This is a genomic window from Streptomyces sp. NPDC058662 (assembly GCF_042716255.1).
Classification (GTDB): domain Bacteria; phylum Actinomycetota; class Actinomycetes; order Streptomycetales; family Streptomycetaceae; genus Streptomyces.
The window spans coordinates 1-14078 of sequence record NZ_JBHXRU010000073.1; the positions used below are offsets into that span (position 1 = coordinate 1).

Sequence of the window (14078 nt, forward strand, 5' to 3'; positions counted from 1 at the left end):
CGTGGCTGCTCGTACGACCAGCCGGAAAGCGACGAACCCCCGGGCTTAGGCCCCCGGGGGTTCGTCTTGCAGTCCCCCTCCAGAAAGGGAAGACGCACATGCACAGGATGACATCCACTCAGGCCCGCCGGATGCGGCGCCCTGTACTCCAGGCCGCGATCGACGCCGGCGCCAAGTGCGTCCAGGCCGACCCGGAGCAGTTCTTCCGCGCCGAGGGCGAGCCGGCGGCGACCTGGCAGGCGCAACGCGCCGAGGCGATCCACTTTTGCCACGGTTGCCCGGTACGAGCGGCCTGCGAGGAACTCGCTCTGCGCGACGGCGACGGCAACCCCCGCGTCGACGACCTCGTACGCGGCGGAAAGTCCGGCTCCGAGCTGGTCGCCCTCCGCGAACGCCACACCACGCGCCTCACCGCGGCCATCGCCGCCGACGAGGCCAGCGACGCGGAGTGGAAGGAGCTCACCACCCTCGCCGTCAAGCTCAACCGCGAGGCGTGCACGACGCCGACCAGGAGCGCCGGCATGGCGCACCAGGCGCAGCTTCAGGAACTGCAGAACAAGAAGATCCGCGAGCTCGCCGCCCAGATCGTCGCACTACGCACCGCCCGCCGCGCCCGTACCGGCTGGGAGGTCGCGGCGTGACCACCACCCTGACCCCGCGCGCCGGAAAGATCGACGACATCCGGCGCGAAGACGACTCCCGCGGCTACGAGCGGGACGAGACCGACTCCCTCCACCACCTCGGCACCCTGCTGCTCACGATGGCCGAGCGGGACGACGCCCGGATCCCCGACGGGCGCCGGGCCCGGCGCACCCTCGCCGAGATGGCCCCCGGCTATGTCCGTCCTCCGCTGCTCACTTTCAACCTGCCGGTCCGCGCGGCGGACGACGCCTGCGGCCTGTGCGGCTACTGGACCTGCCGCTGCGGCCGGAACGCCGCCATCCCGGCCCCGCCGAGCGCGGCGGGCACGGTCCGGTGAGCGGCTGCGGCCACCCGCCGACCCTAGTCACCGTGAATTCGGTCGGCGCGGACGGCGAGCCGTACCAGTCGATCCGGCACGATCCCTGCACCTGCGGGACGCCGGCGCAGCCGCAGCCCGAGACGGAGTAGGGCTTGCACATACCGGCTGCCCGTACCGCCCAGCATCACGCGGTACGGGCCATCGCCGCGCGCGGCCTGACCCCCCCTCACCCAGGCGCTTCTGGCGGCCGCCGTACTCACCGCGGCAGCCGCCTGGGAGGCCGGCCACCGCGTCACCGACATCCACCCGCCCCTCACCCGGCGCGGCAAGAGCTGATTCCCGGTGTCCCACCTGACGGGCCCGGAAGCCAGGTTCTCGACCGCAGCCCTGGCCCGCCGCGTACCGGCCGCCCGCCCCCAGGAATACCGCCCATTCACACGCCTTCGGTCCGGGAGAGTCTCGGGCCCGCCACTCGCCAGGAGAGCCCCATGCAGCACAGAACCAAGCTCGACACCGCGACCACCACCGGCACGGCCCGGCGGCTGCCGGAGGCCCTGTGCAAACACCGGCCGACGTGCCCGACCGCCGACAGCCCCGACCGCGAGGCCGCGCACACCATCGCCTCCCACCCCGAACAGGGCTGGTCCCTCCTCTGCAACTCCGTCCTGGTGTTCGAGGACACCGGCGAGCTGCTCCCCGACGGCCAGATCATCGCCCCGCACCGGCCCCTCGCGGCCGCGGCCTGACTGACGGCTGCCTGATCCGCCCGCACCGACCGCCCAACGCTGGCGGCCGGGTCGAGCGGTGACGGGGAGCCGGACAGTCCGGACCCGACGAACCCTGAGACGAGGCTCGCATGACCAAGACGACAAACGCCCCCTCCGCTGCCGCTGCGGTGTTCACCGACGAGACGCTGCGCAAGGCGGCCGAGCTCGCCGCCGACGGCTACCGGCCGGTGTGGATCGGCCCGTCCGGCGAGGAGTCCTCCGGCGAGGCGGTGGCCCGCCACATGGAGGCCACCATCGCCCTGCTCGACAAGGACAGCTGGGTCCGAACGTACGACAGCGGCAAGGACTGGTCGACCGGCGCGGACCTCGCCGACGACGACTCCATGACGGTGAAGGCCATGCTCAAGTCCCTGCTGCGCGTGGTCCGCGACGAGATCGGTAACGACCCGCAGCGGACCCTATCCACCGCCCTGCGCCACGTCGGTGAGTCCGGCAAGGACGGCGACACGGACACCGCCTCCATCGCGTCCGACGTCCTGGACCTGGTGACCCGGGCCCACACAGGATCGGACTCCGCTCGCGCCACGCCGTGGTCGGAGCGGCAGCACCGCACCCACGCGGACATCACCGCCCTGCTGACCGCCGGCGCCCGGTTCGCGCGTACTTACGGGCCCGCCAGTCAGGAAGCGACGGCTGCCTGACCCGTCGGCGCTGACCGAGTAGCACGGCCCTCCGAGCCCCCGGCATTTGAGCTGCCGGGGCCCCGGAGGGCCTGTTCACGACCCTACCCACCGCCACTGATCGACGGTGCCCCTTCCGCACGGAGGCGCCCGGAAGAAAGGACACCCCCGTGGCCCCCAAGCCCGCCACCCGCCGCAGGCGCCAGTCCGCGGCGAACACGAAGCCCCACAACGGGCGCGCCAAGGCACCGGCGGCGCCGCCCTCCGCTCCCGCCCAGGCCGCCACCCCCGAGAACACGGTGCCGCTGGTGTTCGAGGAGGCCGACCCGGTTGTGGCCGATGCCGCCGACCGCGCCGCCGACCTCCGGGACCTGGCCGTCGACGACGTCGCGCGGATCCTCGCCGACGGCCAGGTGCGTGCCGCCGAGCTACTGGACGGCGCCCACACCGAGGCGGCCTCGATCACCGAAGCCGCCATCGCGGAGCAGTCCCGCCTCCTGGCCGTCGCCGCGACGGACGCCGACCAGGTCCGTACGGAGGCCGTCACCACGGCGGCCACCGACGCCGACCAGCTACGGGCGGCCGCCGAGGCGACGGCGGAGCAGCTGCTCGCCGACGCGCGCCGCGACGCCGACGCCGTCACGACGACGGCGGCCAGCGAGGCCGACCAGGTCCTCGCCGACGCCGAGACGGCTGCCGAGCAGCTGCTCGCCGGTGCCCGCCGACAGGCGGAGGAGATCGCCTCCGCGGCAGCCGTAGAAGCGGAGCAGGTCGCCGCGATGGCGGCCGCGATGGCGGAGCAGGTCCGTGCCGAGGCCGCGAAGGCCCTCGCCGACGCGGAGAGCGCGCGCACCGAGCTGGTGGCCAGCGCGGAGCGCGCTGCAACGGAGACCCGCACCCGTACCACTGCCGACGCCGAAGCGCTCCTGGAGCGGGCGCGGGGCGAGGCCGACCGGCTGCGCGAGAGCGCGGACGCCCAGGCCGCGCAGGTGAAGGCCGGGGCGGAGAAGGCGGCTGCCGAGCTCCGTGAGGACGCCGCCCGCGAGCGGGAGGCGTCCCGTGCGGATGCGGCGCGTACGCGGACGCTGGCCAAGGAGGACATCGGCCGGCTGCGGGCGACGGCGGCCGAGGACGCCGAGCGTCTGACCCGCACCGCCCGCGAGGAGGCCGACCGCATCCTGGCCGCGGCCCGCACCAAGCGGGACGCGGACCTCGCGGAAGCCGAGCAGGCGCTGGCGCAGGCCCGGCTGCGGGAGGCGGATGCGGACGTCACGCTGAAGGCCGCCGACGACATGGTGGCCGAGGCTGCTGCCCGGATGAAGCGCGCCACCGACCGCACCGAGCAGGCCCTGGAACGCAAGCGCCTCAAGCGCCAGGCCAGAGAGGAGCGTCGGGACGCGAAGGAGGCCCGCAAGGCGAAGGCCCGGGAGCTGCGGGCTGCGGACCGCGCCGGGAAGCCGGCCGTGACCGACCGCGTGAAGCAGTTCGCGAAGGTCAACGCGGAACGCCTGATGGTGATCGGCCCGATCACCGCCCCGATGGCCGTCGCGTGGACGGGCCAGGCGGGCTTCGCTGAGGACATCCTCGGATGGGTCGTCCCGTTCACGATCCTGTTCGCCGCCGCCTGGGAGCTGTCGACCGCGTTCGTGGGCTGGATGTACCACCAGGCCCGCCAGGGCGGCGACTCTGGAACCCTCTACCGCGTCAGCACGTGGATTTTCGCCCTGGGCGCCGCAGCCATGAACTTCTGGCACGCCTCTGGTGAGCCGGTGCCCGGCAGCCGGGTCTGGGACGCGAAAGCGGAGGTCTGGACGGAGCAGATCACCTACTGGCACTTCACCCCGAAGGCGGTCGCGTTCGCCGCCATGTCGATCGTCGGCATGGTGCTCTGGGAGCTGTACGCGTCGCTGATCCACCGCCGCAAGCTCCGTGAGGACGGCAGGGTCGCCAAGGCCCGCCCGTCGATCGGGGCGGTCCGCTGGGTCCGCTACCCGGTCCACTCCTTCACCGCCTGGTCTCTCGCGATCACCGACCCGCGCCTGACCACCTTGGACCGGGCCTGGACCGCAGCGGGCGCGGAGCTCGCGGACCGCAAAGCGGTCCGGACCGGTCTGGCCCTGCACCGGGTCGTCGTCCCCCGCCTCGCGGCCGACGATCACGGACCGGCGGCCATCCCCACCGTCCTCACCCTGACCCGCACGGACCGGCCCGGACCGCCGGAAGGCCTGGTTTCGGTCCGCCCGGTCCAGCACGGCGGGTATCCGGTCCGGTCCGGTCCGGGCGACCGGCACGCGGTCCACGGTCCGGTCCGGACCGCAGGGGCCACGGACCGGACCGGCGGACCGGCGCTCGCCCTGGAGGCCGGTCAGGCCGGACCGCAGGGCGCTGACCTGGTGACCGGACCCGGTCCGGACCGGGGTCCTCGGACCGTGCCCGCCGCCCATGGCCCGGCGGCGAGCCGGGGGGTGACGGTCCGGACCGCCGACGTCGCCCCCGGACCGCAGGAGCCGGAACGCACCGGACCGGCCGACCAGGAAGCCCTGGAAGGCGTCTCCGGTCCGGACCGTGGCGAGGAGGGCGGTCCGGACCTCACGGTCATCATGCTCACGGACCTAGAGCGGACCGCGCTGGACCGGCTCCGGACCGCGAACGAGCCGCTGAACCGGACCAACATCGCCAAGGCGGTCCGGACCGAGGGCGGCACCATCGCCACGGACCGCGCCGGACAGATCGCCGTCGCCCTCAAGCAGCACACGGACCGCTGACCGGACCGCCCGCACAACGCCCTGCCGCTCATAGTCGCCACCGGACCGCGCTCGCCCACCGAGCACGGACCGGTGACGGCCACGGCCGGCAGGCCGCTCGCCCGCACCGCGCCCCGAGCACGGACACAACGGGCCAGGCGCAACCGAGCACCACCCGCCCCGCGCCACGACCGCATCCGTCTCCCCTGCCCCGAGCTCGGGCGCCGCCCCGAGCGGCTGGAGATCCGCGACGCGGTTCAGGCGCACGAAGGCCCCCTGCTGAAGCGTGATCAGCGGAGGGCCTCGGGTTGTCTACTCACGCAAGAAAGGAGCACAGCATGGCACCCACGACGACCGGGCCAGCCCCGAAGTCTGGGCGCTTCCCCCGTACGACAACCCCGCCGGCGCCCGCGCTGGCACCCCCCGCAGTGATCCCGCCGACCCTGGAGATCTGGGCGCCCGAACCCCCGACCTGGGGCCAGCGCATGATCCCCAAGGGGATCCGGTTCGCGATGGCTGACCTGGGGCTTTGGCAGGAGCCGCGCCCCTTGAAGCCCTCGTTCCACCTGGTCCAGGTGATCGAAGTCCTCACCCGCTACGGCTGGTGCCAGTCCTTCGATTTCTCCCCCACCGGACGTATGTGCATCAGGGGTGCCCAGACCTTTCTGGAATCCACCAGGCACGTCACCGCGACCGACCGGGGGAAGGCCGTGAATTATCTCCAGTCCCAGCTGGCCCGCCAGGGTGTGAACATGCGGTTCTGGGAGTGGAACGACCTTTCCAGCAACACCTTCCGGGGTGTGGAGGCGACCATCTCGGCGGCCTCCGACATGGCGCGTAAGAACGGAGACTAAAATGACACCGGACGAAGAGAGGGCATTCGAAGGAATTCAGGCCGGAATGGCGGCCGGAATGACCTTCGGGAAAAACGCTCCGGACGCTTCCCCGTACGCCGATGAAGGGCCGTACGGGACGCCGGTCGTGCACAAGAAGGCCGGCCTGACTCGCCGGGGAAAGGTCGCCATTGCGGTGGCCGGGGTGGCGATCGTCGGCGGCGGAACCATCTGGTTCCAGGTCCATTCGGCGGCCGTCGCGAAGGACGAGAAGGAGGCCGCCGCCCTCCAGATCCAGATGAAGAAGCTGGAGCTGGAGGAAATGAGGATCCGGAACGAGCAGGCGAGCACCGACAAGAAGGCCGCCACCGCCTCCGCCGAAAAGATCCAAGCGGCCGTCGACAAGTGCGTGAAGGACTCCTCCGCCCTGACCGGCCAGGGGTACGTGCCCCCGCGGAGCGCCGTCGTGTCGGACTGCAAGCAGCAGTACGAGACCACCGACGGATCCGGCATGCAGGCCGCGGGCAGCGCCCAGGACGTCAGCAACGCAGGGGGCGGTGAGATCAACTCCACCGCCCTGCTGGGTCTCGTCGCCGGCGGCGCCCTGGCCGTCGCGGTCTTCGCACGCAAGGGCAAGAAGGCCGACATGTAGTCACGCACGGTGATTAATTACTCCCTCTCTCCTGGCGGAGAGCGCCGCAATCGGACTCCCATAGTCCGGCTGATCGGCCGCTCTCCGCTGGGAGGTAAGGAGTAAGGAACCATCAACGACCACGGAGAGTGAGGAGATCATGGTGACCGATACGGCGCCCCCGGTCCCCGCGGGACCCCCCGATCCGCCCGCTGCGCCGACCGCCAGCACCGCGCCGGCACCCGCCGCAGACACCGGAATCATGGCCGCCCTAATGGCCGCGGTGGAGCCCGCCCGACCGGTCACCGCGACCGGCGCCGGGGCCAGGCCGGACGGTGACGATCCGGCCGCGAAGGCGGACCCCGACGGAGTGGTGGACCGCTCCTCCCCGGGCGTCACCAGCGAGTCGTTCAAGGCCCCGGAGGACCTGACCGGAGCCGGATCCGACGCAGCCGGAGCCCGGCACAAGGAGGGTGTGTTCAAAACGCTGATCCGGGCGGGCGCGACCCGCTGGGCGAAGGGCGGCGGGACAGCGAACAAGCGGCTGGATCTGGAGAAAGCCAGGGCCAGTGCGCACCAGGTGAAAGAGGCCCGGACCACCACGGTCATGAAGTCGCCTGGAATTCCCACGCGAAACGGCTCCGGAGGGGCCAGTGGAGGGGGCCGTAATTCCGCCGGAAATAGTGGTGGGAATTCGGGCCGTAATTCCACCGGGAGCGGCTCCACGGGTACCGGACGCGGCGGAAGCGGCGGCGCCACCGGAGGCGGTGGGCGCGGCTCGTCCGGCTCGAATGGGAGCGGTGGATCCGGCGCGGGGCGCGACACCAGCGGAAATGGTGGCGGAGGTTCGTCGAAGGACACCAGCCCTAAGGGGCCGAAGGACTCCAGGGGTAAAGGGAAGGACGGTTCCTCGGGGAACGCGGGATCCGGTGGGAAGACTGGAAATGACGGAAAGGCCGGTGCCTCCGGAAAAGGCGGCGGATCAACGTCAGGAGGCTCGTCCGGCGGTAATTCCGGCACCTCGAAGGACAAGGCCGACAAGGGCAAGGGCGCGAAGGTCGACCTGAAGAAGGGCGGCGGCGGCCAGGGCTCGGGCGGCTCCTCCAGGAGCAGCGGCGGCTCCGGGAAGAGCGGCGGCTCCGGGAGCGTCGGCGGATCCGGTTCGAGTGGTGGCTCCGGCAGGAACGGCGCGGCCGGCCACAGCTCGAACGGGACCGACAACCGGACCCCGCTCCAGCGTTCGCGGGAGGTCGGTCACGGCGACGGCTCCGCGGTCCGCAACGCGGTCGACCACGTGAAGGCGTACGCGCAGGGCACGAAGGACGGCTACCAGGACAAGAAGGAGGAGAACGCCAAGGAGCACGCGCGGCTGGACAAGGCGCACACCGACCACAAGGCGAAGCAGCAGGACCCGAAGCAGGACGACCCGAAGCAGCAGGGGACGACGGTGACCGGGCCCAGCGGCCAGACGATCGTCATCGCCCCGCCGGACGAAGGAGACGACGGAGTGAGCACGGACGTGAAGCCCCTCCTGGTCAAGCAGATCGACGCGAACGCCCTGACCCTGGGCACGGACGGTGCCCGTGGGTCGATCAGCCGCAAGGAGCTCCGCAACTTCAAGCAGTACGAACGCAAACTGGAGGCCAAGGAGAACCACCTGATCAAGGTGGCCGACGCGTGCAAGTCGCTCGAAGCCGCGGCGGAGGACGAGGCGAAGGACTGCCAAGAGCTGGCCGAACAGGCCAAGGCCGTCAAGGGCGGCGAGAAGCTGGCCGCGAAGCTGACGAAGCTGGCCGACGCCGCGAAGGCCCAGGCGACGGAGGCCGCCGCACTCCACCAGCGCGCGAAGCGGGCGGCGGAGATGTGCAAGGTCGTCCTGACCAACATCGGGACCAGGTACGCCCCGCTGTACAAGGCCGTGGTCGACAGCGACGAGACGAAGCCGGCCGAACTGCGCTTCTACAACGACAAGGGCTCCTACGCGCCCGCCGCGTAGGAGAAGACGGGAGAGGCGATCATGGCGGAACTGACGTACAAGGTCCTCGTCAAAAGGACCCAAGACAAGGAAAAGGCCCTGGCCCGCAACGCGGAGGGCGTCAAGAAGGCCGCGGACAACATCAAGGAACTGGCCGACGACACCGCCTCCGACGCGGACGCGCTGGGCGCCAAGAGCGTGGACCGCGACTCCCTGGCGGAGTGCCAGGAGCTCGCGAAAATCATCCGCGGCGTGTCGGAGGCCGCGATCACCTACGCGTCGAAGACGTCCGACACCGCGAAGGCCGCGAAGGCGGCAGGTGACCAGGCCCGCACCACCCACGCCGGGTTCCAGGAAGCCTTCGACCGCTCCGACGTGACGGACCTGAAGAAGGTCTCGCGCGACTGGTTCGAGCAGGAATAGCACCACCCACCACCGGCGCGGCCGGCCCAGGGATCGCAGCCCTTCGGGCCGGCCGCGCCCTTGCGGACCCCCCAGTACCCAGACAGGAGTAGCCCCCGATGTCCACCATCACCAAGACCGTGCCGAACGCGGAGCCTGCGGAGCGCGCCGCCGCGGCGCTCCAGATCGCCCTCCCCGTCGGGGTGGGCATCCTGGCCCCCTTCCTGAACCCGAACGCGGCCGCCTACGTCGGGGCCGGCTTCCTGGCCGGTGCGACGTTCGCCGGCGCCAACTACATGAACCGCCTGGGCCGCTGGACGGACCAGCTCCCCGGGATCGACATCGCGCGGGCGCACCGCGACACCATGGGGATCTCCACGATCACCACCGGCATGGGCCTGGCCCTGGGCCAGCTGGGCGGAGCCGAGGCGTCCGAGGCGCTGATGGCCGGGGTCTTCGAGCCAGCCACCGTGCCCGGGATCCTGTCGCTGGGCTGGTGGGCCGCGGTCGTCTTCACCGGCTGGCGCCTGCGCCGCGTCTTCGGCAGGCAGAAGATCGAGGTGGAACAGGCGCAGCCGACCGGGCAGGCCGCCCCCGCCAACACCGGCGCACCCGGCCCGGTGTCCTTGGCCGACAAGATGATCGCGGCCTGGGGGCGCGTGATCAGCGACCCGAAGTCGGGACGCCACCGCAACCAGGTCCTCTCCGACGTCGTGATCTACGCGGACCGCTGGGAGGGACGGATCACCGCAGCCCTGGGCGACTCCGTGAACGTGTCGAAGGAGGCCGTGAGCAGCCTCTTCGGCCGCTCGGTCGACGACATCACCATGAAGTATGGCGCGCACTCCGGGGAGGCGTTCATCACCGTCTGGTACACCCAGCGCCCGGAGCTGGACCCCTCCACCCTCCAGGGCGCCTGGCAGCGCGTCCAGGCGCGGGTCCTGCCGAAGACCCACCTGGAAGAGGTCGGCAAGGACGAGAACACCGGCGGCCAGGTCGCGCGCGTCGTGGCCGACGACGACCTGGACGCACTCCCCCGCGTCGTCAACCTCGGGGAGCTGGCCGGAGCGCTGCGCCGCTCCATCGACCTCGTCTCCTACGAGCCGGGACGGCGCGACCCCAGGCGCGCGATCATCCGCATCATGGACCACAACCCGCTGGAGGCCGGCCATGACTTCCAGGGCCTGGACTCCCTGAAGGCCACCCCGGGCGGATGGGTCAACATCGGGAAGATCGTCTCCGGCTTCCCCGCACGCATCCAGCTCTTCGACCCGAAGCTGGGCGCCCTCCACGTCGTGATCGCCGGCACCACCGGCTCCGGCAAGGGAGGCACGGGCCAGATGATCAGCCTGGCGTACCACGCCAACAAGATGGCCCAGATCTATGGCGACCCCAAGGGCGCCAGCAACCCCGCGATCCCGAAGATGGCCGCGTACAGCGGCCTGACGAAGTACGGGGCCCTGGGCGCCATGCGGATCTCCTGGTGGGTCCTGCAGCACCGGATCGAAGAGGCCGCCCGCATGGACCTGAAGAACTTCGAGCCGTCCACGCTCCGGCCCTACTGCGCCACCCTGCTGGACGAGGCCGCCCAGATGCTGGCCCCGGGCGCACCCAACCGCAAGGAGGCAGTCAAGATCGTCAAGGACGGAGCCTCCCTGACCCGCTCGCTGGGCATGCCCTGGGTCCTGATCAACCAGACGGTCAACCTCGACCAGCTGGGTGGAGAGCAGGCGATCCGCGCCAACCTCCTGGCCGGGGGAACCTGGATCATCCTCCGCACCGACAGCGACCAGGTGAACCTGGGAGACCTTCCTCCCGGCTTCGAGGGCCTGGATCCCTCCCTGATCCCACCGGTATGGGTGGAGGAGGACGACGCGTTGGTGTACGACCCGACCATGGCGGAGTCGGACCCGCGCCGCACCTTCGGCCTGGGCTACGTCGCGGCACCGGGCGGGCGCGCGGGCATGATGCGGATCGACACCCTGGAGGACGCCACCGAGCACATCAGGCCGGAGAACATCATGGCCCCGGTCGACGTGCCCTGGTGGGGCGACCAGGCGTACATGGAGGAGCTGGCCATGACTCCTATCCCCGGCTTCGAGGAGAAGGACAGCGAAGGCGGGACCGGCGAGGCCGGGACCTCGTTCGCCGGTGTCGACCTCCCGAAGGCCAAGGAGCTGACGTCGGAGGAGAAGGTCCTGGCCGCCCTCCGTGACGAGTCCGACCCCATGTACGTGGACATGGTCGACGCGGGTGACGAGGTCGACCCCGACGACATCGACTACGTGGAGCGGGGCCAGCTGCAGGCCGTGTGCGGGGTGGCGGAGTCGACCTTCGCGAACGTGCTGAACAAGCTGGAGAAGAAGGGGGAGATCCACCGGATCAAGGAAGGGAAATCCTCGAAGGTGGCCCTGGGCGGCCGGCCGGAGGCGACCAGCGGCGAGGCCGCCTGACCGAACGGCGCGCTCCCCTTCGGGGGGCGCGCCGTTCCGGTTCCTACGCCCACCTCCCCCTATTCCGGCGGCCACCACCGCGCCGACCACGGCCCGGCCCACGCGCCGCAGCGGCGCCCACCTGACCTGGATCGCCGCCTCCGCCCTCGCGCTGCGCGGGCTGACCCTGCGCCCGGCGTTCTTCGCCCACATCCACAACTCCGGCAGATCGACGCCGCCTACCCCGTCAGCGACCGACTTCATCGACATGGTCGAACGGGCCCGTGACATCCTCGCCAGCTCCAGCCTCGGCAACCTGACCGACGCCAGCGAGAACCTGGACGCCGCCGTCACCTACCTGAGCGACGCCCTGGAGAGCGACCCGGCCGACAAGAAGGTGCTGCTGGCCAAGGCGCGCAGGCATCTGCGGGACGCCATCGACACCGCCAGCTGACCTCACCGCTCTGACAGCCCTCCGTGCCGTCACGGCCCCGCACCTGCTGGCGCCGGGGCGGCCGCGGTGGCCCCTCACAGCACCGAAAGGAGGTGGACGTCATGACGCTGCGGTACTTCGAGGCGCCGAGTCCTGGATGGCCGAGCACTCCACGGGCCCCCGACGTGCGCGAAGGTTGGTGCCAGCCGTCCTCGTGACGAGTCCGGCGCCGCCGGCGGACTCGCAGGTGTAAGGAGCCGCCCTGGCGGCGCCGCGGGCAGTGGTGACGCGCTGGCGAGGGGATGCCACCAGATCACCTTAGGCGTTCACTTGAAATGCATTCTATAGAGATGCATGCTGGAGTCATTGCAAGGTCCCGGAGCGACGGGACCTTCCCGTGAATCCTTCGCCGAGCGCGGCAAGGCAAGGCGATTGAAGTGCTCGAACACGGTCAGGCCGGTGAGATGCCGACCTGCGGTGCGCGCAAGGACCCTCAGTGAGACGCCCCGGGGACGGCGGCCAGGTCGCCAAACTCAACCCGCCGCCCCCGGGTCTCCCAACCAGCTCCAACCGGAGCAGGGGGCCGGAACCATCGTCCCTCACTACCGCGAGGAGCCCAAATGACCGCCCGACGTGACGTGCAGCCCGGCACGGCCGACGACATCAAGGCCGCCGTGCTGGCCGCCAAGGCCGTACGTGACACCGCTGTATCCGCGGCCGAGAAGGAGTTCTGGCAGCGGATGGGCGAGCTCAGCAAGAGCTACCACGGCGCCCAGCAGGACGTCGCCGACGCCATGGGCCGCAAGCGCGACTACGTCTACAAGAACGTTCGGAAGTACACCGCCTGATCCACCGCCTCCGGGGCCGGCCGCCAGGTCGCCAACCACTCAGCCGGCCGCCCCCGGAGCTCCCAACCTCACCATCCCGCAGCACGCAGGAAGGCTTCGCCATGCCCGCATCCGCAGCACCCGCCGCCTTCGGCACCCAGGCCCCCGACGCGAGCACGCGCCTCCTGGCCGACGAGGTCGAGGCCTGGCTCAAGAAGATCACCCCGACCCCCGCGCCCGCCCCGGCCTCTGGCCCGCCGGCGCCCCCGGCCGGATTCGACATCCCCGCCCTGGTGGCCGCCGGCCTCGCCGAGGTCGAGCGCAGCGAACGGGCCACCGCCGCCGCCCAGGCCGCCGCCCGCCCCTCCCTGCTCGACCGCATCACCCGCCGCCACCAGCGCCCGGCCACCCGAGCCAGCCTCCACATCCGTCGCGCCGCCGCCGCGCTGGCCACCGGGGGCTGGTGCCGCGGGGAACTCCGTGACGCCACCGGGCGCCACTGCATCCTCGGCGCCCTGATGGCCGCCCCGGCCGACGCCGACACCGCCAGCCGCTCCCACATCTACATCCGCTCCGCGATGGCCGAACCGGCCGCGTACGCCCAGCCGACGCCCGACTACCGCGCCCGCCTGGAGGCGCAGTGGCGCAGCGAGGGCCGCGACCCGCGGGCCCTGAGCCGCCAGTTCGACATCGCCGTGCACAACAACATCGCCGTCCCGACCGTCGGCGCCGTCCTCGACCTCCTCCAGCGGGCCGCCGACCTCGCCGAGCACGCCGGGGACTGACGGCGGGTGGGGGAACCCACTAGGCGACGTGATGAGTTGTGGTTATAGTTTTCTTGGTGGGTTCGGGTTGTTCTCCGCCCGACCCCCGAACTCTCCCCTGAAGGGACCGTCATGCTGCGCATCTCCACCCAGCACTTCCTCTTCGGAGGCGGCCGCCTCAGCAAGTACGCCAAGGCCATCGCCCCCGACGCCGAGCAGCTCGTCCGCGACAAGTTCGGTTCCCTGCCAGCCGTCCACCTGGTCCTCAACGGCGACACCAGCCGGATGGACCACCTGGTGAACACTGCGGAGGCCAAGCTCCTGACCGGCATCAACCCCACGCAGGTCAACGCCGTCAGCCGCCCCGACCGCCACTCCCGCAGCGCGTTCGGCCAGACGACCCTCGACCGCGACGGTGTGCTGATCGTCCTCCAGATCCCCAACATGCGCCACGAGCGCGACGTCCGCGAAACCCTCGTGCACGAGCTCGTCCACGCCCACCAGCTCGGTGACCGCTCCGCCCGCGAGCTCCACCTCAAGTTCCTCAAGCACGTCTGGGGCCGGCAGCCCATGAAGCCCAACACCCTCGCCGGCTACGAGGTGCTGATCGAGGCCCGCGAGACCGAGGCCTACGGCGCCGAGGACCTGGCCGCCCAGCTCTGAACCCG

At 71.4% G+C, this 14078-nt stretch carries 14 protein-coding genes; all 14 read left to right on the top strand.

The window, feature by feature from the left end; translation table 11 throughout:
- Positions 1-107 precede the first annotated feature (107 nt).
- The 14 genes from ACFWUQ_RS22700 to ACFWUQ_RS22765 all read left to right on the top strand — a co-directional run bounded on the left by ACFWUQ_RS22700 (position 108) and on the right by ACFWUQ_RS22765 (position 14073).
- Positions 108-641 (top strand): WhiB family transcriptional regulator, encoded by a 534-nt coding sequence (locus tag ACFWUQ_RS22700; protein ID WP_384540879.1) that lies wholly within the window; start codon positions 108-110, stop codon positions 639-641.
- A complete protein-coding gene (locus ACFWUQ_RS22705) occupies positions 638-979 on the top strand; it encodes a hypothetical protein (protein WP_384540881.1) in 342 nt (113 codons plus the stop codon). The genes ACFWUQ_RS22700 and ACFWUQ_RS22705 overlap by 4 nt, the downstream gene beginning before the upstream one ends.
- 536 nt (positions 980-1515) lie before the next feature.
- The gene (locus ACFWUQ_RS22710) at positions 1516-1707 is read left to right on the top strand and encodes a DUF5999 family protein (protein ID WP_384540973.1); all 192 of its coding nucleotides are present in this window, start codon (positions 1516-1518) and stop codon (positions 1705-1707) included.
- 110 nt (positions 1708-1817) lie between these two features.
- Positions 1818-2390 carry a hypothetical protein gene (locus tag ACFWUQ_RS22715; RefSeq protein WP_384540884.1) on the top strand — a complete coding sequence of 191 codons (573 nt, stop codon included), beginning with the start codon at positions 1818-1820 and terminating at the stop codon, positions 2388-2390.
- A 149-nt stretch (positions 2391-2539) separates the two neighbouring features.
- Complete coding sequence (locus tag ACFWUQ_RS22720; protein WP_384540887.1) at positions 2540-5134, top strand: hypothetical protein; 2595 nt, start codon at positions 2540-2542, stop codon at positions 5132-5134.
- A gap of 317 nt (positions 5135-5451) precedes the next feature.
- Entirely contained in the window at positions 5452-5967 is a 516-nt protein-coding gene (locus ACFWUQ_RS22725; RefSeq protein ID WP_384540889.1) for a hypothetical protein, read from the top strand.
- A 58-nt stretch (positions 5968-6025) separates the two neighbouring features.
- The gene (locus ACFWUQ_RS22730; protein WP_384540892.1) at positions 6026-6598 is read left to right on the top strand and encodes a hypothetical protein; all 573 of its coding nucleotides are present in this window, start codon (positions 6026-6028) and stop codon (positions 6596-6598) included.
- Positions 6599-6839: 241 nt separating this feature from the next.
- A complete protein-coding gene (locus ACFWUQ_RS22735; RefSeq protein WP_384540894.1) occupies positions 6840-8573 on the top strand; it encodes a hypothetical protein in 1734 nt (577 codons plus the stop codon).
- 21 nt (positions 8574-8594) lie between these two features.
- Positions 8595-8975, top strand: a complete 381-nt coding sequence (locus ACFWUQ_RS22740; RefSeq protein WP_384540896.1) for a hypothetical protein — start codon at positions 8595-8597, stop codon at positions 8973-8975.
- A gap of 98 nt (positions 8976-9073) precedes the next feature.
- Complete coding sequence (locus tag ACFWUQ_RS22745; protein WP_384540899.1) at positions 9074-11407, top strand: hypothetical protein; 2334 nt, start codon at positions 9074-9076, stop codon at positions 11405-11407.
- Between the two features lie 247 nt (positions 11408-11654).
- Positions 11655-11840, top strand: coding sequence for a hypothetical protein (locus ACFWUQ_RS22750; protein ID WP_384540902.1), 186 nt, complete (start codon positions 11655-11657; stop codon positions 11838-11840).
- A gap of 599 nt (positions 11841-12439) precedes the next feature.
- On the top strand, positions 12440-12667 hold the full coding sequence (locus ACFWUQ_RS22755) for a hypothetical protein (protein ID WP_384540903.1): 228 nt from the start codon (positions 12440-12442) through the stop codon (positions 12665-12667).
- A 101-nt stretch (positions 12668-12768) separates the two neighbouring features.
- Positions 12769-13431, top strand: a complete 663-nt coding sequence (locus ACFWUQ_RS22760) for a hypothetical protein (protein ID WP_384540905.1) — start codon at positions 12769-12771, stop codon at positions 13429-13431.
- A gap of 111 nt (positions 13432-13542) precedes the next feature.
- Positions 13543-14073, top strand: a complete 531-nt coding sequence (locus ACFWUQ_RS22765; RefSeq protein ID WP_384540908.1) for a hypothetical protein — start codon at positions 13543-13545, stop codon at positions 14071-14073.
- Positions 14074-14078: the final 5 nt, after the last annotated feature.

What these genes read in the sequence shown, in the direction of transcription:
- ACFWUQ_RS22750 (WP_384540902.1), top strand. Translation starts at nt 11,655, where the DNA reads ATGGTCGAACGGGCCCGTGACATCCTCGCCAGCTCCAGCCTCGGCAAC.
- ACFWUQ_RS22745 (WP_384540899.1), top strand. Translation starts at nt 9,074, where the DNA reads ATGTCCACCATCACCAAGACCGTGCCGAACGCGGAGCCTGCGGAGCGC.
- ACFWUQ_RS22730 (WP_384540892.1), top strand. Translation starts at nt 6,026, where the DNA reads ATGACCTTCGGGAAAAACGCTCCGGACGCTTCCCCGTACGCCGATGAA.
- ACFWUQ_RS22760 (WP_384540905.1), top strand. Translation starts at nt 12,769, where the DNA reads ATGCCCGCATCCGCAGCACCCGCCGCCTTCGGCACCCAGGCCCCCGAC.
- ACFWUQ_RS22725 (WP_384540889.1), top strand. Translation starts at nt 5,452, where the DNA reads ATGGCACCCACGACGACCGGGCCAGCCCCGAAGTCTGGGCGCTTCCCC.
- ACFWUQ_RS22740 (WP_384540896.1), top strand. Translation starts at nt 8,595, where the DNA reads ATGGCGGAACTGACGTACAAGGTCCTCGTCAAAAGGACCCAAGACAAG.
- ACFWUQ_RS22755 (WP_384540903.1), top strand. Translation starts at nt 12,440, where the DNA reads ATGACCGCCCGACGTGACGTGCAGCCCGGCACGGCCGACGACATCAAG.
- ACFWUQ_RS22765 (WP_384540908.1), top strand. Translation starts at nt 13,543, where the DNA reads ATGCTGCGCATCTCCACCCAGCACTTCCTCTTCGGAGGCGGCCGCCTC.
- ACFWUQ_RS22715 (WP_384540884.1), top strand. Translation starts at nt 1,818, where the DNA reads ATGACCAAGACGACAAACGCCCCCTCCGCTGCCGCTGCGGTGTTCACC.
- ACFWUQ_RS22735 (WP_384540894.1), top strand. Translation starts at nt 6,840, where the DNA reads ATGGCCGCCCTAATGGCCGCGGTGGAGCCCGCCCGACCGGTCACCGCG.
- ACFWUQ_RS22700 (WP_384540879.1), top strand. Translation starts at nt 108, where the DNA reads ATGACATCCACTCAGGCCCGCCGGATGCGGCGCCCTGTACTCCAGGCC.